Source organism: Streptomyces sp. NPDC047982, assembly GCF_043204165.1.
Classification (GTDB): Bacteria; Actinomycetota; Actinomycetes; order Streptomycetales; family Streptomycetaceae; genus Streptomyces.
In genome coordinates this window covers 161,569-183,091 of record NZ_JBIDBS010000006.1, presented here as the reverse complement: position 1 = coordinate 183,091, position 21,523 = coordinate 161,569, and the positions used below count along the sequence as shown (strand labels likewise).

The window sequence follows — 21,523 nt, the reverse complement described above, 5'->3', positions numbered from 1 at the left end:
CGGCTTCCGCACGGCCCGCGTACGCCCTCCGGACGGGACGGGAGGACGGCTTGCGGACCGCTGGTCCCCCGGCCCGCGGACAACGCGGAAGGGGTGGGCCCGCCCCTGGCGGTGCCCACCCCTTCTCCGGTGTCCCGGAGGTGCGGTCCGGACGCTACAGCGGGGCCATCGTGTCGACGACGCCCGGGTTCTTCCGCATCCGGGCGTCGACGGCCTCCTCGTGACCGGCGCCACGCTCCTCCAGAGCCGCCTTCCACAGGTAGGTGGCGGCGATGTCCTCCTCCCGGGGGGACCAGGCGACGTCGAGGGGGCGGGAGCGCTCGTCCTTGCCGCTCGCGCCCTTGGCCGCTCCGGTCTCCGCCACGGGGGTCCACTGGTCGGCGAGGCCGGGGTTGGCTTCCAGCCAGGTGCGGACGGCCTCCTGCTCGTTGCCGGAGCCGGCCTTCTGGATCTCCGCCTCCAGGCTGGTGAGCTGGTCCTCGCTCATCTTGAAGTCCTTGAGCCAGCGGCCGACCTCGGGGTTGTCGGCGGAGAAGCCCTTGCGGGCCAGGGTGTGGACGCCGTCGCCCTTGCCCCACAGGCCCTTGGGGTCCTCGAGCTTGGTGAGCTCGAACTGGTTGTACGCCCAGTGCGGCGACCAGAGCGGGACGACGATCGGTTCCTTCTTGGCGTAGGCGCGCTTCAGCTCGGCCAGCATGGACGGCGTGGAACCGTCGACGACCTCGTACTCCTTGTCCAGGCCGTAGCCCGGCAGGATCTTCTCCTTGAGCAGGCCCATCTCACCGGCGCTCGGTTCGATGCCGACGATCCGGCCCTTGAACTGCGGCGCCTTGCCCTTGAGGTCCTCCAGGGACCGGACGTCCTTCATGTAGGCGGGAACGGCCAGCTCCAGCGAGGTGGGACCGTACCAGGCACCCAGGTCCTCGAGCTGGTCCCGGTACTTCTCCCAGTACTGGGCGTGGGTGACCGGGAGCCAGGAGTCGGTCTCGAAGTCGATCTGGCCGCCCGCCATGCCGGTGTACAGCGCCCCGGCCTCGTACTGCTTGACGTCGACCTCGTAGCCGCGCCGTTCCAGCATCTCCTTCCAGAGGAACGTGGAGGCGATGCCCTCGTCCCACGGAATGTAGCCCATGCTGATCTTCTTGCCGGTGCCCGGCTTCGCGGCATCGGCGCCCGTGCTGCCCGTGTCCGCGCCGCCGGAGGCGAAGAGCCCCATGCCGCCCGCGACGAGCGCGAGGACGACGACACCGACGACCGCGACGACGGGCTGCGGACGGTGGTTCCAGATCTTCCCGCCGGCCATGGCCTGCGCCTTGGCGACGGCCCGGCGGGCGAGCGGGGAAACCTCGCGGCCGAGCGCGCCGGTCATCCGGTCCAGGTACATGGCCACGATGACGATGGAGATGCCCGCCTCGAAGCCGAGGCCGACGTCGACGTTGCCGATGGCGCGGTAGACGGCGCCGCCGAGGCCGCCGCCGCCGACCATGCCGGCGATGACCACCATGGACAGGCCCAGCATGATGACCTGGTTGACGCCCGCCATGATCGTGGGCAGCGCGAGCGGCAGTTGCACCCGCAGCAGGATGTTGCGCCGGGTGGTGCCGAACGCCTCGGCCGCCTCGACCAGCTCGCTGTCGACCTGGCGGATGCCGAGTTCGGTCATCCGGACGCCCGGGGGCAGCGAGAAGATGATGGTGGCGATGATCCCGGGGACCACACCGACGCCGAAGAAGATGACGCCGGGGATCAGATAGACCATGGCGGGCATGGTCTGCATGAAGTCCAGGACGGGCCGGGTCACCGCGCTCACGGTCTTCGAGCGCGAGGCCCAGATGCCCAGCGGCACGGCCAGCACCAGCGAGATGATCGTGGCGACGAGCACCAGCGTGACGGTGTCCATCGCCTCGTCCCACAACTCGACGGAGTCGATGAGGGCGAAGCCCACGAAGGCGAGCACACCGGCGAGCAGACCGCGCAGCCACCAGGCGATGACGGCGACGATGCCCGCGAAGAGCAGCGGGGCGGGGGCGGAGAGCACGGCGGCTATGCCGTCGAACATGCCGCTGACGACCGAGCTGATCGCGTCGAACAGCCAGGAGAGATGGGTCTGGAGCCAGCCGACGACGGAATCGACCCAGTCGCCGAGGGGGAGCCTAAACACTGGCCACCTTCTTCGCGTCGGCGGCCGGCGTCCGGACGTCCCGGGGAACCTCCGTGGGGCTCATCGGTTCACCGAGAACCGCGAGCAGCCGGGCACGCGGCACGACACCGACGAGTTCGCCCTTCGTGTCGGTGACGGCGACGGCGACCCCGCTGCGGGAGCAGGGGGTGAAGAGCTCGATGATCGGCGTGGACTCGGTGACGGTGGCCGGGGCCTCGCGCAGGACGTCGTCCGGGGTACGCAGTTCCTTGCCGTCGTCCGTGCTGGTGCCCAGGACGGTGTGCGGCTCGGCCATGATGGCGCCCGCGGTGAGCACCCGGGCGCGGTCGACGTCCTGGGTGAAGGAGGCGACGTAGTCGTTGGCCGGGGTGACGAGGATGTCCTCGGCGGTGCCGAGCTGGACGATTCTGCCGTCGCGCATCACAGCGATGCGGTCGCCGAGCCGCATGGCCTCGTTGAGGTCATGGGTGATGAAGACGATGGTCTTCTTCAGGCGCTTCTGCAGTTCGAGCAGCTGGTCCTGCATGTCGCGGCGGATCAGCGGGTCGAGCGCGCTGAAGGACTCGTCCATCAGCAGCAGATCGGCGTCGGTGGCCAGGGCGCGGGCCAGGCCGACACGCTGCTGCATGCCGCCGGACAGCTCGTCGGGCCAGGACTTCTCCCAGCCCGCGAGGCCGGTCAGCTCCAGCGCCTCGGCGGCGCGCTTCTCGCGCTCGGCTCGCGGCACGCCCTGCACTTCGAGGCCGTACGCGGCATTCTCCAGCACGCTCCGGTGAGGGAAGAGCGCGAAGTGCTGGAACACCATGCTGATCTTGGAGGACCGGACGTGGCGCAGTTCGGCGGGGCTCAGGGCGGTCAGATCCTGGCCGTCGAACAGTACGCGTCCGGCTGTGGGCTCCAGCAGCCCGTTGAGCATGCGCAGCAACGTGGACTTGCCGGACCCGGACAGACCCATCACGACGAAGATCTGTCCCGGTTCCACGGTGAACGAGGCATCGATCACCGCTGCAGTCGTTCCGTCGGCGCGCAGCTCGTCGCGGTCGGCGCCGCCTTCGAGCCTTCGCACTGCTTGATCGGGTCGTCTACCGAACACCTTGTACAAGTGTTCGGCTTGCAGCCTTGACACATACACCTCGCGCGTCGAACCGAAAAACGGTCTGCCACCCCCTCCGGCAGACCGTGGAGCGGCGCGGATTCGGTCCGCATGGCACGTATACCGGTTGAAATCGTTACGTGTTCCGCTCCGGCTGCGCGCCTGCCCCCACACAAACGGACCAAACACAAGAGTGATTCAGGTCACATTCGAGTGATATGTGCACGCTGCTGCCGCCTCGCGAGTGAGCGGTGCATGCCACGCGAGGGGGCGCCACGCACCCCTCTCCCGACGCCCCGGCACCGCCCCCCTCGCCCGTCGCCCCGCGGCCGACGGGCCGTGTCGGCGGGGTGCGGCATCATCGGGGTGTGACGCGACGACTCATGCTCCTGGACACCGCCTCCCTCTACTTCCGCGCCTACTTCGGGGTCCCCGATTCGGTGCGCGCGCCGGACGGGACGCCGGTCAACGCCGTGCGCGGGCTGCTCGACTTCATCGCGCGCCTGGTGCAGGACCACCGCCCGGACGACCTGGTCGCCTGCATGGACGCGGACTGGCGGCCGCACTGGCGGGTGGAGCTGATCCCCTCGTACAAGGCGCACCGCGTGGCGGTGGAGACCGCCGAGGGACTGCCCGACGAGGAGGAGACCCCCGACGCCCTGGCCCCGCAGGTGCCGGTGATCGAAGACGTGCTGGACGCCCTGGGCATCGCCCGGGTCGGCGTCGCGGGCTACGAGGCGGACGACGTGATCGGCACGCTCACCCGCCTGGCCGGCGGGCCGGTGGACATCGTCACCGGCGACCGCGACCTCTATCAGCTCGTCGACGACGCCCGCGGTGTGCGGGTGCTGTACCCCCTGAAGGGGGTCGGCTCGCTCCAGCTCACCGACGAGACCTGGCTGCGGGAGAAGTACGGGGTGGACGGCTCCGGCTACGCCGATCTGGCGCTGCTGCGCGGCGACCCGAGCGATGGCCTGCCCGGGGTTGCGGGCATCGGCGAGAAGACCGCGGCGAAGCTGCTGGACACCTTCGGCGACCTGGCCGGGATCATGGCCGCCGTCGACGATCCGGCCTCCCGGCTGACGCCCTCGCAGCGCAAGCGGCTCGACGAGGCCCGGGACTACGTGGCCGTCGCCCCGCGGGTGGTCCGCGTCGCCGGCGACGTACCGCTGCCCCGGTTCGACCCCGCGCTGCCCGCCGGGCCGCGTGACCCCGTCGCCCTGGAGGCCCTGGCGAAGCGGTGGGGGCTGGGCGGCGCCCTGCAGCGCCTGCTCTCCACACTGCGCGCCTGAGATGTTAGCTTAGGTAAGCCTAAGCACATCGGATCAGGGGAGAACCTCGTGGCAGAGCGACCGGCACGGCAGGCACCCAAGGCGCAGCGGGCCGAGGTCCTGCGCACCGAGCGGATCACCCCGCACATGGTGCGCGTCGTGTTCGGCGGTGAGGGGCTCGCCGAGTTCGAGCTCGCCGGGTTCACCGACCACTACATCAAGATCTGTTTCGCCCCCGAGGGCGTGGACTACCCGCACCCGTTCGACATGGCCCGCATCCGCGAGGAGCAGCCCCGGGAGCTGTGGCCCTCCTCCCGCACCTACACCGTGCGCTCCTGGGACCCGGACGCCCGGGAGCTGGCCGTCGACTTCGTGGTCCACGGCGACGAGGGCCTCGCCGGCCCCTGGGCGCTGCGCGCGGTCCCGGGCGAGCAGGTGACGATACTCGGGCCCGGTGGGGCCTACGCTCCTGCCGCCTCGGCCGACTGGCACCTCCTGGCGGGCGACGAGAGCGCCCTCCCGGCCATCGCCGCCTCCTTGGAGCAGATGCCGCCGGGCGCGGTGGTGCACGCCTTCGTGGAGATCGCGGACGCCTCCGAGGAGCAGAAGATCATGACGCCCGACGGGGTCGACGTGACCTGGCTGCACCGCGGGGAGCGCCCGGTCGGTGAGGCGCTGGTCGCCGCGGTCACGGAGCTGGAGTTCCCCGAGGGCGACATCCAGGCGTTCGTCCACGGCGAGGCGGGCTTCGTGAAGCAGCTCCGCCGCCACCTGCGCCTGGAGCGCGGGATCCCGCTCTCCCGGCTGTCGATCTCCGGGTACTGGAGGCTCGGCCAGGACGACGACGCCTGGCGCGCGGTCAAGCGCGAATGGAACGCCCAGGTGGAGCGCGAACAGGAGGGCGCGGCTGCGTGACACCGCCCGCCCCGTGTGCCCCCGGCCCCGGCCGGGGGCACACGCGTTTGCGGGGCCGTCCGGCGCGGGGTCCCCCTCGGGCCGGCGCCGTGGGGCACGACGGCTTGCGTCGAACGGACCTCCGGTACGGCCGCGAGGGGGATACGGCGGGCGGCCGGCGGGCGGAGGGCCCGGCCGCGTGGCAGGATCGCGCGCACGCCCGGCCCCGGACCGACACGCCCCGACCCTGCTACCGCCGGGTTCCCGCGCCGCGCCCGCGCCCTGGTCCACCGGGCCGGCGTTCCTCAGCCTCCGTGCACGTGTTACTCGGCCTTCGGGCGTGCGGCCGACGACGGAAAGGCGTACGTCCATGCCGGTGTCCGTGGCACTCTTCACCTCCGACCTGCGGCTGCACGACAACCCGGTGCTGCGCGCGGCGGTACGCGACTCGGACGCCGTCGTTCCGCTGTTCGTGCGTGACACGGGGATCCGGTCGGCCGGTTTCGACGCCCCCAACCGCCGGGCGTTCCTCGCCGACTGCCTCCACGACCTCGACGCGGGACTGCGCCGCCGCGGCGGCCGCCTGGTCGTCCGGAGCGGTGACGCGGTGGCGGCCGCCCGTGCCGTGGTCGTGGAGAACAGCGCGCGCGAGCTGCACATCGCGGCGGGAGTCAGCGGATACGCGCTGCGCCGCGAGGAGCGGCTACGGACCGCGCTGGCAGCGGTCGGCTGCGCGCTGCACGTCCATGACGCGGTGGTCACCGCGCTCGCGCCGGGCCGGGTCGTTCCGGCGGGCCGCGACCATTTCGCGGTGTTCACGCCCTACTTCCGCCGCTGGGAGGCGGCGGGTGTGCGGGGCGTGCTGGCCCCTCCCCGCGCGGTGCGGGTGCCGGAGGGGGTGCGGGGCGATGCGTTGCCGGAGCGGAAGGAGGTGGCCGGGGTGTCGCCCGGACTCGCCGCGGGAGGTGAGTCGGTGGCGCGCCGACTGCTCCGCGCCTGGGTGAACGGTCCGATGGACGCCTATGCGAGTCTTCATGACGACCTGTCGGCTGACGCGACGTCACGGCTCTCGCCCTACATCCACTTCGGCTGCCTCTCCGCGGCCGAGACGGTCCACCGGGCGCGGCGGCGGGGCGGCCCCGGAGCCGAGGCGTTCGTGCGGCAGCTGGCCTGGCGCGACTTCCACCACCAGGTGCTTGCCGCCCGCCCCGACGCCGCTCATGACGACTACCGCCCGCGCGGCGACCACTGGCGTGCGGACCAGGACGGGATCGCCGCCTGGCGGGCCGGGCGCACGGGCTGCCCGCCCGTGGACGCGGGGATGCGGCAACTGGCGTACGAGGGCTGGATGCACAACCGCGCGCGCCTGCTGACGGCGAGCTTTCTGACCAAGACGCTGTACGTGGACTGGCGGGTCGGGGCAGCGCACTTCCTGGACCTGCTGGTCGACGGCGATGTGGCGAACAATCAGCTGAACTGGCAGTGGGTGGCGGGCACCGGCACGGACACCCGGCCGAACCGCGTCCTCAACCCCGTGGTCCAGGGGAAGCGGTTCGACCCTCGGGGTGACTACGTGCGCCGCTGGGTCCCGGAACTCGCCGGGCTGAAGGGCGGCACCGTCCACGAGCCGTGGAAACCCGCCGCCCGGGGGGCGGCGCCGGACTACCCGGAGCCGATCGTGGATCTCGGCGAGGCACGGACCCGCTTCGAACGGGCCCGCGGCCTCCGCTGAGCCCCGTCGGCGCCGGAGCGGAGCGGGACGCCGGCGCCCGGGCTCGCGGCCGTGACCGCGCGCGGACAGGGCGCGGGGAAAGGTCGCGCGCGAGGAAGCCCGTCCCCCGTACGCTCCCCGCATGGACCCACGGAATCGACCGGACCGACCGGACCGGGTCGCGGGCGCCGTGGTCGGGTCGGCGGTCGGCGACGCCCTGGGCGCGCCGTTCGAGTACGGCCCCGCCGGTGCGTACACGGCCCGCTTCCCCAACGGCGTCGGCACGATGTGCGGAGGCGGCGGCTGGGAGCCCGGCGAGGCCACGGACGATACGCAGATGGCCGTGCTGGTCGCCGAGTCCCTGCTGGAGCGGGCCGGTCTCGATCCGCCCGACCTGTTCGACCGGTTCCGCCGCTGGGCTGCCGGTGGGCCGAAGGACATCGGCCTGCAGACCGAGGCCGTACTGACGAGCGGCGACCCCTGGGACCTCGCGGCGGCCCTGCACTTCCAGGTCGAGGGGCGTGCCGCGGGCAACGGTTCACTGATGCGGGCCGCCACGTCGGCGGTGTACTTCGCCCGGGCGGGGCGGACGGCCACGATGGACGCCGCCCGCCGGGTCGCCGCACTCACCCACGGCGACCGGGCCGCCTGGGAGGGCACCGCCGTACTGCACGAACTGATCCGGGTGGCGCTGGACGGCGGCCATGCGCTCACCGCCGTACCGGACGCACTCGACCGCGTGCACGCAGATCACCGCGAGCGGTGGGCGACCGTTCTGGCCCCCGACTGGCATCCGGACGCGGCGACGGAGTTCAACGGGGCGGTGTGGCCGTGCCTGGGCACCGCGCTCTGGGCGCTGCGCACCACGCGTACGTTCGAGGAGGCACTGGCCGCCGCGGTCGACGTGGGCGGGGATACGGACACGGTCGCGGCGGTGACCGGCGCACTGGCGGGTGCCGTGCACGGCTACGCCGCGATTCCGGTGCGCTGGACCGAACCGTTGCACGTGCCGCTTCCGGGATACGGGGACCGGGTGCTGCGAGCGGCCCACCTGGTGGCCCTGGCGGAGCGGCTGGACTGCTCCTCGCCCACCGGGGGTTCCGCTTCTCCGGACGCCCACATACCCCAGAACTACACATAAGTGGCATATAAGAGCAGAATGGCAGAGCAGGCCGCTATCGCTCCGAAGGCGGCCAGGTCTGCAGAAGCGAAGGAGACGAACCCCATGTCGAACCTCTCGCACGCCGGCCGTGAGATGGCCGGTCACCCCGATGTCTCCGAGATGCGCGACCGCTACGCCCGCGTGTTGGGCGGGCGGGACGTGGTGCTCGTGGACGCACCGGTGTTCCTCGTCGGTCTCTACTGCGCCATCTCGCCCTGGGTGGTCAAATTCCTGGGGTCCCAGCCCACGCTGGCGACGCACAACCTGATCATGGGCATCGCGATCGCGGTACTGGGCCTGGGCTTCACGGCCATGCCTGAGCGGATGTACGGCCTGAGCTGGGCCATCTGTGCCATGGGCATCTGGATGATCATCACGCCCTGGGTCGTCGGCACCGCCCCGAGCCTCGGTGTGATCCTGAACAACGTCATCATCGGCGGACTGACCCTGCTGCTCGGGCTGGTCTGCGCGGGCGCGTCCATGAAGGGCGGCAGGCGCACGACCGGCAGGCGAGCGGCCCGGGTCGACCGCTCGGCCCGAGCCGACCACCCGGCCTGAGAAAGGGCGTCGGCCCGAACCGACGATCGGCCGGTCCGCGCGAGGCGGACCGGCCGATCGCGCGCGGAGGGTACCTCGGCCGCAGGTCCGGACGGCGACATCCGGCTCGCGGCCGCCCCGGCCCGGCCACGCGGGGGCGGCGGTGCGCGCCGTGCCGGCGCCGGCGGCCGTCGCGGGGGCGGGCGGCAGGCACGGCGACGTCCCCGCGCGTTCCCGGGGAACCCCCGGAGCCTCGGGCCCCGGGAACGTCGGGTCACCCCAGGGAGCTGTAGGCCACGACCCCGCGCAGCACCGCGTCCACCGCCTTACGGGCGCTGCGCGCGACCGTACTGCCGTCCCGAGGTGCCGCGGCCTCGATCTGGCCCAGCACGTCGATCACCTGCTTGCACCACCGGACGAAGTCTCCCGCCGGCATCTCCGCCTCGTTCAGCACCTCGTCCAGCGTGCGTCCCGACGCCCACAGGTAGACGGCCCAGGCGAATCCCAGATCGGGCTCGCGTTGCCCGACCCCCTCCGCCTGGTTGATCTTGAACTCCTCCTCCAGGGCGTCGAGCCGACCCCAGATCCGGACCATCTCCCCCATCGCCGTCCGCGCGGGCCCCGACGGCAGCTTGGGCGCCACCGCGTCGTCGGCCTGCCGGGCCTCGTACACCAACGCCGAGACGCATGCCGCGAGTTCGGCCGGGTTCAGGCCCTCCCACACGCCGTCCCGCAGGCATTCGCTGGCCAGCAGGTCCAGTTCTCCGTAGAGGCGGGCGAGCCGCCGTCCGTGCTCGGTGACCTCGTCGCCCCGGAGGTAGTCGAGCTCGGTGAGCAGGGCGACGATGCGGTCGAAGGTGCGGGCGATCGTGTTCGTGCGGCCCTCGATACGGTGCTCCAACTGCTTGGTGTCGCGCCGGAGACGGTGGTAGCGCTCGGCCCACCGGGCGTGGTCCTCGCGCTCGTCGCAGCCGTGGCAGGGGTGGGCGCGCAGGGCCGCCCGCAGGCGGGCTATCTCCCGGTCGTCGGCGGCCGGGGACCGGCCCTTGCGGTGCCGCTCCGGCACGATGTGCCCGGCCTTCGTCCGGAGGGCGGAGGCCAGATCGCGGCGTGACTGCGGCGAGCGTGCGTTGAAGGACTTCGGCACCCGCATCCGCTCAAGCGCCTGCACCGGAACCGGGAAGTCGATGGGTGCGAGCCGCTTCACCTGCCGTTCGGCGGTCAGCACCAACGGCCGTGGGCCGTCATGGTATTCGAGCCCGCGATGCCCGTTGGTCCGGCCGGCCGGCAGCCCGGGGTCGAGGACCAGGGCCAGCCCGGCGAACTTGCCGGTGGGCACGTGGATGACGTCGCCGGGCCGCAGCTTCTCCAGGGAGGCCGCTGCCTCGGCCCGCCGCTGGGTCGCGCCCCGCTTGGCCAGTTCGTTCTCCCGCTCCTTGAGCTCGCGGCGCAGCCGCGCGTACTCCTCGAAGTCGCCGAGGTGGCAGGTCATGCCCTCGCGGTAGCCCGCGAGTCCTTCCTCGTTGCGCTGGACCTGCCGGGAGATCCCGACCACGGACCGGTCGGCCTGAAACTGCGCGAAGGAGGTCTCCAGCAGCTCGCGCGAGCGGTGCCGCCCGTACTGGTGCACCAGGTTGACGGCCATGTTGTAGGAGGGCCGGAAGCTGGACCTCAACGGGTAGGTGCGGGTGCCCGCGAGTCCGGCCAGGTGGGCCGGGTCCATGCCGCGCTGCCAGAGGACCACGGCGTGGCCCTCGACGTCGATGCCCCGCCGGCCGGCCCGCCCGGTCAGCTGGGTGTACTCGCCGGGTGTGACATCGGCGTGCTGTTCGCCGTTCCACTTGACGAGCTTCTCCAGCACGACCGAGCGCGCGGGCATGTTGATACCGAGGGCGAGGGTCTCGGTCGCGAAGACCGCCTTGACGAGGCCGCGGACGAACAGTTCCTCGACGACCTCCTTGAACGTGGGCAGCATGCCGGCGTGATGTGCGGCGATGCCCCGCTCCAGCCCTTCGAGCCACTCGTAGTAGCCCAGGACGTGGAGGTCCTCGCCGGGAAGGGACGCGGTCCGCTCCTCGACGATCTCGCGGACCAGGCGGCGCCCCGCCTCGTCGTTGAGTCGCAGTCCGGCGTGCAGACACTGCTGCACCGCCGCCTCGCAGCCCGCCCGGCTGAAGATGAACGTGATGGCGGGAAGCAACCCCTCGGCGTCCAGCCGGTCGATGACCTCGGGCCTGGCCGGGGTCCAGATCCGGCCGCGCTCACGGCGCTCGCGCTCCCGGTCCGCCTCGCGGACCATCTTGCCCCGACGGCGATCGCGGGGGTTGTACGTCCGCTGGTTCTCCATCCGGGCGAGCCGGACGAGGTCGGGGTTGACCTCGCGGCGCGCGGTGCCGCGTCCGCCGTGATCGCTCTCCTCCTCGAAGAGGTCGTACATCCGGCGGCCCGCGAGCACGTGCTGCCAGAGCGGCACCGGGCGGTGCTCGGAGACGATGACCTCGGTGTCGCCGCGCACGGTGTCCAGCCAGTCGCCGAACTCCTCCGCGTTGGACACGGTCGCCGAGAGCGACACGAGCGTCACGGACTCCGGGAGGTGGATGATCACTTCCTCCCAGACGGCGCCCCGGAACCGGTCGGAGAGGTAATGCACCTCGTCCATCACCACGTAGCCGAGGCCGCGCAGCGCCTGCGAGCCCGCGTACAGCATGTTCCGCAGGACCTCGGTGGTCATGACGACCACGGGGGCGTCGCCGTTGACGCTGTTGTCACCGGTCAGCAGGCCGACCTTGTCCGGCCCGTAGCGTTTGACCAGATCGACGAACTTCTGGTTGGAGAGGGCCTTGATCGGGGTGGTGTAGAAGCACTTGCGCCCCTGCTGGAGGGCGAGGTGCACGGCGAACTCGCCGACGATCGTCTTGCCCGAGCCGGTCGGGGCGGCGACGAGCACGCCCTTGCCGGCCTCCAGTGCCTGGCATGCCTCGATCTGGTATGGGTCCAGATCGAATTGGTACAGCTCCCGGAAGGGCGCGAGTGCGGTGGCCAGCTCGGCGGCACGGATCCGAGAAGCCTGGTATCGCTCGGCGGGTGAGAGGTCCTCTGTCATCTTGCCTACGAGCGTACCCGCCGCCTCTGACAGCGGCTCGATCTTTAAAGTCCACCGGGAGAACCGGGCGCGAGCACTCCGACCGCGCCCGCTACGCACGTGGCCGTCAGCGGCAGCGCCCCCAGTGGTTCGCCGTCCGCGTACGCGGTGACTCCGGCCGCGGCCAGTTCGACCGAGGAGGCCCGGTACACGGTCACCGCGGGGTGACCGAGGTGCGTTCCCCGGTAGACCCGGGGGAAGACCTTGAGGAGCGTGGCGCGGCTGCAGTTTCCGACCACGGTCACGTCGAACAGCCCGTCGTCCAGGACGGCCTGCGCGCAGATCCGCATGCCGCCGCCGTACGACGTTCCGTTGCCGACGGCGACGAGCGTCGCCTCGATCTCCCGCACCGGCCCGCCGTCCAGCCGCAGGCGGTACGGGATGGGCCGGAACGCGGCGAGTTCGGCGAGGATGGCGAGGTCGTACGTGAACCGTCCGCCCACGAAGCGCATGCGGTTGCCGCGGTCGTTGACCCGGGAGTCGAAGCCGGAGGCGAGCACGGACCCGAACCACCGGTCCCCGACCCTGCCGAGATCGATCTCGCGGACGCCGCCGCTCTTGAGCGCCTCGGCGGCCAACCATCCGGCAGCGGCCGGGTCCTGGACCGGCACCCCCAGCGCGCGGGCGAAGTCGTTCCCCGTGCCCGCGGCGACGACGCCGAGCGGGGTCGTCGTCCCGGCGACGGCCTGGAGGGCGAGGGACATCATGCCGTCCCCGCCGACGGCGATCAGCGCGCCGGTGCCCCCCGCGACGGCCGCGCGGGCCCGTCGCAGCGCGTCGTCAGCGCCCTCGCCGACGACGGTGCGCACGGAGAATCCCGCGTCCCGCAACGCGGAAGCGGCCGGCTGCGCGGCCCGCGCGCCCCGGCCGCGTCCCGCGGTGGGATTGACGAAAAGGGTGATCTCGCTGGTCACCCGGGGACCCTACAGGTCCCTGGCCACCCGGGGACCCTACAGGTCAGGTGATGTCGTCGTAGCCGTTCACGCGGTCACGGTCCGGGTGCGCCTGGTGCGGCAGGGCGCCGCGGGACGAGACCGGTTCGATCTCACCGATGTCCGCGGGAGTCAGGTCCAGCTCGGACGCCTCGTCGTCGCCCGGGCCCGCCGCCTCGCGCCGCGCCTTGCGCCGGTCGTTGACGAGGGAGATGCCCGTGGCCAGGAAGTACAGGGCCCAGATCGGTCCGGCGAGCAGCAGCATGCTGACCGGGTCCGTGCTGGGAGTGGCCACCGCCGCGAAGACCGTGATCCCCATGATCATGCCCTGCCACCAGCCGAGCATCCGCTTGCCGGTGATGACCCCTCCGAAGTTGAGCATCACGAGCAGCAGGGGCAGTTCGAAGGCGAGCCCGAAGACCACGACCATGCGCGTGATCAGATCCAGCAGTTCGTCCAGAGGCAGCTGGTTGTCGAGATCGGCCGGAGAGAAGTCCAGGAGGACTCGCGCCATCGTGGGCAGGGTCTTGTACGCGAAGAAAGCCCCGGCGAGGAACAGCGGGAAGCCCGCGCCCACGAAGAGGAGGGAGTACTTCTTCTCGTGTCTGTGCAGGCCCGGCGCGACGAAGGCCCACAGCTGGTAGAGCCAGACCGGCGAGGAGACGACGATGCCCGCTGTCAGGGAGACTTTGAGGGCCAGGGTGAATGGGGTGATCAGACCGTTCAGGACGATGCGGGCGCAGGTGCCGTCGTCCCTCTTGGCGAGTTCGGCGAAGCTCGACTCGCAACCGACCGACTTCAGAATCGGGTCGGTGAAGAACTCGATGATCCCCTTGTAGAAGAAGGCGGCGACGATCGTCACGACGACGACCCCCAGCAGCCCCTTCGCCAACCGGTTACGCAGCTCGCGCAGGTGCTCCACCAGGGGCATGCGGCCCTCTGGGTCCCTCTCCTGCTTGCGGGAAGACTTGAGCAACCCACGTCCTCATCTCGTGCAGCAGGCCGTCACCGATCCCCGGCGCCTGCGTCGGCCCGTTACTGTCAGCGCTTGGTCGAGTCGGTCGGCTCGGCGACCGGGCGGGAGCTGGTCACGTCACCCGGCGCGGCCTTGATGGTGCGCGGGGCGGCCTGGTCGTTGGCCGCCGGCTCGGCAGGGGTGGCCGACGGGCCGCTCTCGGACTTCATCGCCTTGGCCTCGCTCTTCAGGATGCGGGCCGACTTGCCGAGCGAGCGAGCCATGTCAGGAAGCTTCTTCGCGCCGAACAGCAGAACGATGACGACGAGGATCAGGATGATCTCGGGAGCGCCGATTTTTCCGAACATAAGCGTGTACCTTCTCACCGAGGCAGCCGGGGTGGGGCGGATCGGACAACGGGCGTCCGATCGTCGTACTGTCAGCGATCGTATCCCGCAGGAGTGAACACGGGGCAATACCCGTGCGTCCCCGCGGTGACAGCCCACGCCTCGCTCTGCGGGGCGCCTGAGCAGCGTACCCCCCGAGTCCGGGAAACAGGAGGCCACGACCTGACCGGCCGATCGGCCCTGGTCACCGCCTCACCTCACAGGGCCATACGACTAGCGCAGCGCCTCTCCCGTGGCGGCGAGTTCCGTCGCCGCCCGTTCGAGGTCCTCCGCGGCGCGGTTGATGCGCTGGGTGGTCCGCGTCACCTGCCGTCCCAGACGCTTCACCTCGATGAAGACCCTGACGGCCAGCACGCCGAGAACGGCGATCCCGAGGAAACCCAGGGCGATGGCGAGCATGGGCCAGAACATGCGTGGATCCTCGATGTGTCTGCGCCCCGGAGAATTCCGGGGACGGGTGAGGTGAGGGACGACGGATTGCGGGCTGGGGACTGCGGAGAAGGCGGGTGCCCGGAACGGCGCCAGTGCCTCTCCCGGCAACAGTTGCCCCCTGGCCCTAGAGACTGCTGTGGAGGCGCAGCGTCCGTACACCGCCGTGGGTGAGGAGCTCGACTATCCGCTCCCCCGCGGGCTTGCGGACGGCCGAACCGCACTCCGGGCATGTGAAGGAGTAGAACGTGGTCCGGCGGCTGGCGCCCACGGCGAGCCGGATGGCCCCCGCCGTCAGCTCGAACCGCTCCCGGCAGTCCGGACACGCCGCCCTGAAGCGGACGGAGTCCGGGACCACCACGGTCGGCATACCTGACATCACAGACATGTCGCTCATATCTCCCTCGAATGTCCGCTCAGACCGGGTCGTCATAGGCGGCGAGTGCGGCACGGGCCGCCTCCTGGGCGCTCCGCGCCAGCTCCGGCGGGGAGACGATGCGGCCCTCCCCGCCGAGCCGCAGCGCGAGTCTGCGCAGCGAGGCCGGATCGGGGGTGCGCAGGGTGATCCGCAGCCCGCCGTCCGGCAGTTCCCGGGCGGTGTCGTGCGGGTAGTACTCGGCGACCCACCGCCCGCCGGGGCCGACGTCGACCACGACCTCCGGATCCTCGGCCGACGGCTGGACCAGCCCCTCGGACAGGTCCCGCAGTTCGAGCTCCGGCGGTGCGGCCGGTTCGTCCAGCAGCCGGATCTCGGCGACCCGGTCGAGGCGGAAGGTGCGCCGGTCCTCCGAGGACCTGCACCACGCCTCCATGTACGTGTGGCCCACGGCGAACAGCCGGATCGGGTCCACCTCGCGCTCGGTGAGCTCGTCGCGCGCGGGCGAGTAGTAGCGCAGCCACAGCCGCCGCCGCTCCGAGATCGCCCGGTCGACCTCCGCGAAGACGCCGCCCTCGGACTCGAAGGTGACGGAGAGCCGGGAACTGGCCGCCCCCACCTCACCCGCCGCCGTCTCCAGTTTCGCGGTGGCCCGCAGCAGCGCCTGCCGGTCGCTCTCGCGCAGTCCCGGCAGCGTGGCCACGGCGCGGGCGGCGACCAGGAGTGCCGTCGCCTCGTCGGCCGCGAGCCGCAGCGGCTCGGCGACGTCGTCGGGGTTGTGCCACCAGATCCGGTCGCCGTCGGTGTCGATGTCCAGCAGGTCGCCGCCGCGGAAGCTCGTCCCGCACATGGGCAGCACGTCGAGGTCCGAGATCAGTTCGTCCTCGGTGATCCCGAAGGCGCGGGCGACGTCCTGGACATGGGCGCCGGGGCGCTCGCGCAGGTAGGTGACCAGGGAGAGCATCCGGCGGGTCTGGTCGATCGCGTTCGTGGCCATGAACGGGCCCCCTCAGTCCTTGGCCACGGCACGCAGCCGGTCCACCACGTCGGCCCGCAGATCCGCGGGCTCCTCCACGACGACGTCCGGGCCGAACTCGACGAGCCAGGCGTCCAGTCCGTGCCCGTACGGAATCTCCAACTCGTCCCACCCGTTCCCGAGTTCCCGGACCGACACGGCGCGCGAGCGCAGCGGGTACCCGGCGCCGGTCCGCAGCCTGATCAGCGCGGTCCGGGTGGCCGTCTCACCCGCCCAGCTCTCCACGGTCTCGCGGACGGTCACGACGTCGGGCACCTCGGCGGTGAACGTGCCTGCCGCCCGGGAACGCACCTTGCCGGTGATCCGGGAGAGGCGGAAGACCCGCTCGGCACAGCGGTCCCGGTCCCAGCCGGCCAGGTACCAGTGGCCGCGCCAGCACTCCAGTGTCCATGGCTCGACGTGACGCGTCCCGGGCCGGGCGGCGTTGGACTTGCGGTAGTCGAAGGTCACCGGACGGCGGTCCCGGCAGGCGAGCATCAGCGGCTCGAACGCGGCCTCGTGCACGGGGATCCGGGTTTCGAGAGCGCTGTGCACCTCGTACGCGTCCTCGGCCTCCGGCATGCCGGCCGCCCGCAGCTTCTGCAGCGCGCCACTGGCGGCACCGGCCAGCCGCGCCTGCTGCCAGACCCGCGCGGCCAGCCCGAGCGCGGCGGCCTCCTCGGCGTCCAGCGTGATCGGTGGAAGGCGGTTGCTGTCGCGGCGGGCGAGGTACCCGGTGTCGCCGTCCAGGTTCTCCACGGTCTCGATGACCAGACCGAGTTCGCGCAGATCGTCCTTGTCGCGCTCGAACATCCGGTTGAAGGCATCGTCGGAGCCCGCCTCCAGGTACGCCTCGATGGACCCCCGGAGCTCACGCTTGCTCAGCGGGCGCCTGGTTCCCAGCAGGCACAGGGCCAGATTCATCAGCCGCTCGGCCTTGGCGATCGCCATGGGCGCCCTTTCTTCTCCGCGCTACGATCGTCGACCGTACCGCTCCCCGCTTCCGGGACAAAAGCGAGGGCCCGCACCTTGCGGCACGGGCCCTCGTCGCGTAGAGGCGCGGATCAGGCGGCGACCAGGTCGCAGACGAAGATCAGCGTCTCACCGGGACCGATGAGGCCGCCACCGGCGCCGCGGTCGCCGTACGCGAGGTGTGCGGGGATGGTCAGCTGGCGACGCCCGCCGACCTTCATGCCCTGCACGCCCCGGTCCCACCCGGAGATGACCTGTCCGGCACCGAGCTGGAACCGCAGCGGGGTGCCGCGGTTCCAGGAGGCGTCGAACTCCTCGCCGGTGGAGAAGGCCACGCCCACGTAGTGGACCGAGACGGTGTCGCCCGCCTTGGCCACCGCGCCGTCGCCCTCCCAGATGTCCTTGATCTCCAGGTCGGCCGGCGGCTCGCCGCCCGGGAAGTCGATCTCGGGCTTCTCGATGCTCACTGAGGTGCTCCTCTTGATGATGAACTGCGCAACCGGGACAGTTTTACATCTTCGCCAGCAGGTCCACGGCGAAGACCAGCGTGGACTTCGGGGGGATGGTCTGCTGCGCCTGGTCGCCGAACCCCTGGTCCGGCGGGACGACGAGGAGCACGCGGCTGCCGATCTTCTTGCCGACCAGACCGTTCTTGAGGCCCTTCAGGGTGACCTGGGAAAGTGGGAAGGTCTGCGTCCGGCCCGTGGCGTAGGTGCTGTCGAACGTCTTGCCGTCCTTCCACACCATGCCCACGTAGTGCACGATGACGCTGTCGGTGTCCTTCACGACCTCGCCCGTGGACTCCAGGACGTAGTTGGAGACCAGCTTCGACGGCGGGGTGCTCTTGGACGGGATGGTGACCTTCGGGGCCTTGCCGTCGGTGTTGGTGCCGACCTTCGGCAGGTCGACGTTGTCCTGGGCGACCTCGGTGCCCTTGGCGGAGGCCGGGATCTTTGTCGCCTTCAGGATGTCGACGACGAATACGAGGGTGGAGTTGGGCTTGATGTCGCCCTGGCCCTGCGCCCCGTAACCGAGCTCAGGCGGGATGACCAACTGGACCCGGCTGCCGACCTTCTTGCCGACGAGCCCCTTGTCCCAGCCCTGGATGACCATGCCGGCACCGAGGGTCAGATCGAACGGCTTGCGGTCGAAGCTGTTGTCGAAGGGCTTGTCGGAGTCCCAGGACTGGCCGAGGTAATTGACCTGGATCGCCTCGCCGTTCTTGGTCTCGGCACCGTCGCCCTCACTGAGGACCTTCGTCTTCAGTTCCTTGGGCGGGTTACCGGAGCCCTTGGACAGGGTGGGTTTCTCCCCGAACTTCGCCCCCGCGGTGATCGCGGGAAACTCGGAGGCGGAGCCATTGTCGTTGCCACAGGCTGTCAACAGCAGCAGGGGGACGACGAGAAGGCCGGCAAGTCGGCGCACGTGTTCCTCAGATCTCAGACGGCACGGTCGATTGGGTCCCCGCCACTCTAAAGGCTGCTCCCTGATCCCTCGGCGGGCACGCGGCGACGGCTGCGGCGCCTCGCCGCGTTGCCGGAACATCCGCATACATCTGGTATGCGGACACCCCTCTGCCTTGCGACGCACCACGTCCGACGCCGTACGCCGATCCACCACGGAGCACGGAACAGCCTTGGGACGTGCACGGGCCCCGTACGGGAAACGTACGGGGCCCGCGTCCCGCCACGGTCCGGGACGGTGCCGTGCCGGATCACATCCCCGCGATCAACTTCTCCACCCGGTCGTCCACCGAGCGGAACGGGTCCTTGCACAACACCGTGCGCTGTGCCTGGTCGTTGAGCTTGAGGTGGACCCAGTCGACGGTGAAGTCCCGCCGCTGCTCCTGGGCCCTGCGGATGAAGTCGCCGCGCAGCCGCGCCCTGGTGGTCTGCGGGGGCACGGACTTGCCCTCGAAGATCTTCAGGTCGTTGCAGACACGGTCGGCCTGGCCCTTGCGCTCCAGCAGGTAGTACAGGCCGCGACGGCGGTGGATGTCGTGGTACGCGAGGTCTATCTGGGCGACCCTCGGGTGCGACATCGTCATGTTGTGCTTGGCCCGGTACCGGTCGATGAGCTTGTACTTCATCACCCAGTCGATCTCGGTGTCGATCCGGTCGAGGTCCTGGGTCTCGACCGCGTCGAGCGTGCGGCCCCACAGGTCCAGGACGCGGGCGACCGTTCCGGTGCGGATGCCGCGGCGGTCGACGAAGTCGACGGCCTTCTCGTAGTACTCGCGCTGCACCTCGATGGCGGACGCCTCACGGCCGCTGGCCAGCCGCACCTTGCGCTGCCCGGTGGTGTCGTGACTGACCTCGCGGATGGCCCGGATGGGGTTCTCCAGCGTCAGGTCACGCATCACCGTGCCCGCCTCGATCATGCGGAGCACCAGGTCGGTCGCGCCGACCTTGAGCAGCATCGTCGTCTCGGACATGTTGGAGTCGCCGACGATGACGTGGAGGCGGCGGTACCGCTCCGCGTCGGCGTGGGGCTCGTCACGTGTGTTGATGATCGGGCGGGACCGGGTCGTTGCGGAACTGACGCCCTCCCAGATGTGCTCGGCACGCTGGCTGACGCAGTAGACCGCGCCGCGCGGCGTCTGGAGCACCTTGCCCGCGCCGCAGATCAGTTGCCTCGTGACGAGGAAGGGAATCAGGATGTCCGCGAGCCGGGAGAATTCTCCGTGCCGGGCCACGAGATAGTTCTCGTGGCACCCGTAGGAGTTTCCCGCCGAGTCGGTGTTGTTCTTGAAGAGGTAGACGTCGCCCGCGATTCCCTCCTCGTGCAGGCGGCGTTCGGCATCGACGAGCAGACCTTCGAGAATGCGCTCACCGGCCTTGTCGTGGGTGACCAGTTCGGTCAGGTTGTCGCATTCGGGGGTTGCATATTCCGGATGCGATCCCACGTCGAGGTAGAGGCGGGCGCCGTTCCGCAGGAAGACATTGCTGCTGCGGCCCCATGAAACGACACGGCGGAAGAGGTAGCGCGCCACTTCGTCAGGGGACAGTCGGCGCTGTCCCCTGAACGTGCACGTGACGCCGTACTCGTTCTCCAGCCCGAAAATGCGGCGGTCCATGACTGAACATTACGCCTTGTGGCCTGAGCTGAAACCGGGTTCGACAGCACCGTTTCGATCATTTTCCGATCTCCGCACCGCGACGCCCGTGCTCGCGGGAACTGCGAGCACCTTTTTCGTGGCCAGGAGAACGAGCAGGGCCGCCACCCCACTGGCCCCGGTCACGGCGAAGCCCCACGCCGTCCCGCCCCGTTCGACGGCCGGCCCAGCAACGGCCGTGCCCACCGCCGCGCCCACCCCGAACGTCGTCACCAGCCAGGAGAACGCCTCGGTCACCGTGCCGCGCGGCGCGTGCCGGTCGACGACGATGAACGAGCAGGCGATCGAGGGCGCCAGGAAGACCCCGGCGAGGGCCGCCAGAGCGGTCATGGCGACCACCCCCGGGGTCAGCGTCAGGGGCAGGTAGCCCAACGCCAACAGCGCCACCAGGAACCGCAGCCTGCGTTCCGGGGCCTGGGCCCACTGCCGCGCCCCGTACACCGCGCCGCCTGCCAGGGCGCCCAGTCCGAGCGCGGCCATCAGCCAGCCGTACACCGACTCCCGGCCCTGGTCGTCGGCGTACGCCACCGCGGCGACGGTGATCGACCCCAGAGCGAGCCCCACGAAGAAGAACGCGCCGAGCAGTGCCAGCAGCCCGGGCGAGCGCAGCGCGCCCAGCCAGTGCGCCTCACGGGGTGCGGAGCGCCAGGCCCGGGAGGGTTCGGAGAGGACAACGGAGAGCGCCCCCAGGACCCCCATCCCGTTGATGACGAGCAGGGCCGCGGCGGGCGACCAGAGGGAGACGAGCAGCGTCACCAGCAGCGGCCCCAGGGTGAACATGACCTCCTGGGCGACGGCGTCCATCGCGTACGCCCGGTGCACCCGTTCCTCACCGCCCAGCACGGACGGCCACAGGGCCCGTAGGCCGCCTTCCAGCGGTGGGGTGAACACCCCCGCCACGACCACCGCCAGGAAGGCCGCCGTCAGCGACCGGGGGCCCGTCAGCGCCAGCATCACCATGCCGAGCGCCGACACCACGGCGGCCGGCAACTGGACGCGCGGCTGGCCGTACAGGTCCACGGCGCGGCCCAGCAGCGGCTGGCCGATCGCGGTGGACAGCCCGTACACGGCCGCGAGCGCGCCGGCGAGGGTGTAGCTCCCGCCCTCGGCCCGGGTGAACAGCACAATCGCGATGTGCGCGGTGCCGCTGGGCAGCCGGCCCACCAGGGTCCCTGCCAGCAGCCTGGCGGCATGCCGCGTCCGGAGGATGTCCAGATATCCGGCGGCCATGTCCCGCCCTTCTCCTCGAGCGCCTTCCGGCACTATGGGTTTTACGTATAACGACGAGGGTCATACGTACCATGTGCCCAGTCCGCAGGTCCACCGCACGGCGCCTGCCCCGACCGGCCCG

The 21,523-nt window shown here is 71.0% G+C and carries 19 protein-coding genes; 5 read left to right on the top strand and 14 right to left on the bottom strand.

Annotated elements, in window-relative coordinates; genetic code table 11:
• Positions 1-154 precede the first annotated feature (154 nt).
• Both ACGF2V_RS09945 and ACGF2V_RS09940 read right to left on the bottom strand, forming a co-directional pair.
• Positions 155-2,161: an ABC transporter permease/substrate binding protein gene (locus ACGF2V_RS09945; RefSeq protein WP_362705022.1), complete on the bottom strand. Its 2,007-nt coding sequence runs from the start codon at positions 2,159-2,161 to the stop codon at positions 155-157.
• Positions 2,154-3,254 (bottom strand): glycine betaine/L-proline ABC transporter ATP-binding protein, encoded by a 1,101-nt coding sequence (locus tag ACGF2V_RS09940; protein WP_389044775.1) that lies wholly within the window; start codon positions 3,252-3,254, stop codon positions 2,154-2,156. The genes ACGF2V_RS09945 and ACGF2V_RS09940 overlap by 8 nt, the downstream gene beginning before the upstream one ends.
• Positions 3,255-3,637: 383 nt before the next feature.
• On the opposite strand from ACGF2V_RS09940, the gene ACGF2V_RS09935 reads away from it, so the two are divergent.
• From ACGF2V_RS09935 to ACGF2V_RS09915, 5 genes are all read left to right on the top strand, one after another.
• Positions 3,638-4,546: a 5'-3' exonuclease gene (locus ACGF2V_RS09935; protein WP_362627812.1), complete on the top strand. Its 909-nt coding sequence runs from the start codon at positions 3,638-3,640 to the stop codon at positions 4,544-4,546.
• A 48-nt stretch (positions 4,547-4,594) separates the two neighbouring features.
• Positions 4,595-5,440: a siderophore-interacting protein gene (locus tag ACGF2V_RS09930; protein WP_362705025.1), complete on the top strand. Its 846-nt coding sequence runs from the start codon at positions 4,595-4,597 to the stop codon at positions 5,438-5,440.
• A gap of 349 nt (positions 5,441-5,789) precedes the next feature.
• The gene (locus ACGF2V_RS09925) at positions 5,790-7,151 is read left to right on the top strand and encodes a deoxyribodipyrimidine photo-lyase (RefSeq protein ID WP_362705028.1); all 1,362 of its coding nucleotides are present in this window, start codon (positions 5,790-5,792) and stop codon (positions 7,149-7,151) included.
• Positions 7,152-7,272: 121 nt separating this feature from the next.
• Positions 7,273-8,271 (top strand): ADP-ribosylglycohydrolase family protein, encoded by a 999-nt coding sequence (locus ACGF2V_RS09920; RefSeq protein WP_362705031.1) that lies wholly within the window; start codon positions 7,273-7,275, stop codon positions 8,269-8,271.
• A gap of 84 nt (positions 8,272-8,355) precedes the next feature.
• The gene (locus tag ACGF2V_RS09915; RefSeq protein ID WP_362627755.1) at positions 8,356-8,850 is read left to right on the top strand and encodes an SPW repeat protein; all 495 of its coding nucleotides are present in this window, start codon (positions 8,356-8,358) and stop codon (positions 8,848-8,850) included.
• A gap of 253 nt (positions 8,851-9,103) precedes the next feature.
• Here ACGF2V_RS09915 and ACGF2V_RS09910 read toward each other — a convergent pair whose 3' ends face one another.
• The 12 genes from ACGF2V_RS09910 to ACGF2V_RS09855 all read right to left on the bottom strand — a co-directional run bounded on the left by ACGF2V_RS09910 (position 9,104) and on the right by ACGF2V_RS09855 (position 21,402).
• Positions 9,104-11,932 carry a DEAD/DEAH box helicase gene (locus tag ACGF2V_RS09910; protein WP_362705033.1) on the bottom strand — a complete coding sequence of 943 codons (2,829 nt, stop codon included), beginning with the start codon at positions 11,930-11,932 and terminating at the stop codon, positions 9,104-9,106.
• 44 nt (positions 11,933-11,976) lie between these two features.
• Positions 11,977-12,885, bottom strand: coding sequence for a diacylglycerol kinase (locus ACGF2V_RS09905; protein WP_362705036.1), 909 nt, complete (start codon positions 12,883-12,885; stop codon positions 11,977-11,979).
• Between the two features lie 43 nt (positions 12,886-12,928).
• The gene (tatC, locus tag ACGF2V_RS09900) at positions 12,929-13,879 is read right to left on the bottom strand and encodes a twin-arginine translocase subunit TatC (protein ID WP_362627746.1); all 951 of its coding nucleotides are present in this window, start codon (positions 13,877-13,879) and stop codon (positions 12,929-12,931) included.
• Between the two features lie 65 nt (positions 13,880-13,944).
• Positions 13,945-14,226: a Sec-independent protein translocase subunit TatA gene (gene tatA, locus ACGF2V_RS09895; RefSeq protein ID WP_362627743.1), complete on the bottom strand. Its 282-nt coding sequence runs from the start codon at positions 14,224-14,226 to the stop codon at positions 13,945-13,947.
• Between the two features lie 252 nt (positions 14,227-14,478).
• Positions 14,479-14,676: a hypothetical protein gene (locus tag ACGF2V_RS09890; RefSeq protein WP_362627740.1), complete on the bottom strand. Its 198-nt coding sequence runs from the start codon at positions 14,674-14,676 to the stop codon at positions 14,479-14,481.
• Between the two features lie 145 nt (positions 14,677-14,821).
• Positions 14,822-15,091, bottom strand: a complete 270-nt coding sequence (locus ACGF2V_RS09885) for a hypothetical protein (protein WP_362627737.1) — start codon at positions 15,089-15,091, stop codon at positions 14,822-14,824.
• A gap of 19 nt (positions 15,092-15,110) precedes the next feature.
• The gene (locus ACGF2V_RS09880; RefSeq protein ID WP_362627734.1) at positions 15,111-16,067 is read right to left on the bottom strand and encodes a WYL domain-containing protein; all 957 of its coding nucleotides are present in this window, start codon (positions 16,065-16,067) and stop codon (positions 15,111-15,113) included.
• Positions 16,068-16,079: 12 nt separating this feature from the next.
• A complete protein-coding gene (locus ACGF2V_RS09875) occupies positions 16,080-17,036 on the bottom strand; it encodes a WYL domain-containing protein (RefSeq protein ID WP_362627731.1) in 957 nt (318 codons plus the stop codon).
• Between the two features lie 113 nt (positions 17,037-17,149).
• Positions 17,150-17,524 carry an FKBP-type peptidyl-prolyl cis-trans isomerase gene (locus ACGF2V_RS09870; protein WP_362627728.1) on the bottom strand — a complete coding sequence of 125 codons (375 nt, stop codon included), beginning with the start codon at positions 17,522-17,524 and terminating at the stop codon, positions 17,150-17,152.
• A 43-nt stretch (positions 17,525-17,567) separates the two neighbouring features.
• Positions 17,568-18,482: an FKBP-type peptidyl-prolyl cis-trans isomerase gene (locus ACGF2V_RS09865; RefSeq protein ID WP_362627724.1), complete on the bottom strand. Its 915-nt coding sequence runs from the start codon at positions 18,480-18,482 to the stop codon at positions 17,568-17,570.
• Between the two features lie 289 nt (positions 18,483-18,771).
• Positions 18,772-20,133 (bottom strand): Pup--protein ligase, encoded by a 1,362-nt coding sequence (gene pafA / locus ACGF2V_RS09860; protein ID WP_362627721.1) that lies wholly within the window; start codon positions 20,131-20,133, stop codon positions 18,772-18,774.
• 9 nt (positions 20,134-20,142) lie between these two features.
• The gene (locus ACGF2V_RS09855; protein WP_362627718.1) at positions 20,143-21,402 is read right to left on the bottom strand and encodes an MFS transporter; all 1,260 of its coding nucleotides are present in this window, start codon (positions 21,400-21,402) and stop codon (positions 20,143-20,145) included.
• Positions 21,403-21,523: the final 121 nt, after the last annotated feature.

Bases quoted from the DNA above. Each gene is read 5' to 3' on its own strand.
- pafA (WP_362627721.1), bottom strand. From the start codon at position 20,133: ATGGACCGCCGCATTTTCGGGCTGGAGAACGAGTACGGCGTCACGTGC.
- ACGF2V_RS09910 (WP_362705033.1), bottom strand. From the start codon at position 11,932: ATGACAGAGGACCTCTCACCCGCCGAGCGATACCAGGCTTCTCGGATC.
- tatA (WP_362627743.1), bottom strand. From the start codon at position 14,226: ATGTTCGGAAAAATCGGCGCTCCCGAGATCATCCTGATCCTCGTCGTC.
- ACGF2V_RS09925 (WP_362705028.1), top strand. From the start codon at position 5,790: ATGCCGGTGTCCGTGGCACTCTTCACCTCCGACCTGCGGCTGCACGAC.
- ACGF2V_RS09855 (WP_362627718.1), bottom strand. From the start codon at position 21,402: ATGGCCGCCGGATATCTGGACATCCTCCGGACGCGGCATGCCGCCAGG.
- ACGF2V_RS09915 (WP_362627755.1), top strand. From the start codon at position 8,356: ATGTCGAACCTCTCGCACGCCGGCCGTGAGATGGCCGGTCACCCCGAT.
- ACGF2V_RS09920 (WP_362705031.1), top strand. From the start codon at position 7,273: ATGGACCCACGGAATCGACCGGACCGACCGGACCGGGTCGCGGGCGCC.
- ACGF2V_RS09890 (WP_362627740.1), bottom strand. From the start codon at position 14,676: ATGTTCTGGCCCATGCTCGCCATCGCCCTGGGTTTCCTCGGGATCGCC.
- ACGF2V_RS09885 (WP_362627737.1), bottom strand. From the start codon at position 15,091: ATGAGCGACATGTCTGTGATGTCAGGTATGCCGACCGTGGTGGTCCCG.
- ACGF2V_RS09935 (WP_362627812.1), top strand. From the start codon at position 3,638: ATGCTCCTGGACACCGCCTCCCTCTACTTCCGCGCCTACTTCGGGGTC.
- ACGF2V_RS09880 (WP_362627734.1), bottom strand. From the start codon at position 16,067: ATGGCCACGAACGCGATCGACCAGACCCGCCGGATGCTCTCCCTGGTC.
- ACGF2V_RS09875 (WP_362627731.1), bottom strand. From the start codon at position 17,036: ATGGCGATCGCCAAGGCCGAGCGGCTGATGAATCTGGCCCTGTGCCTG.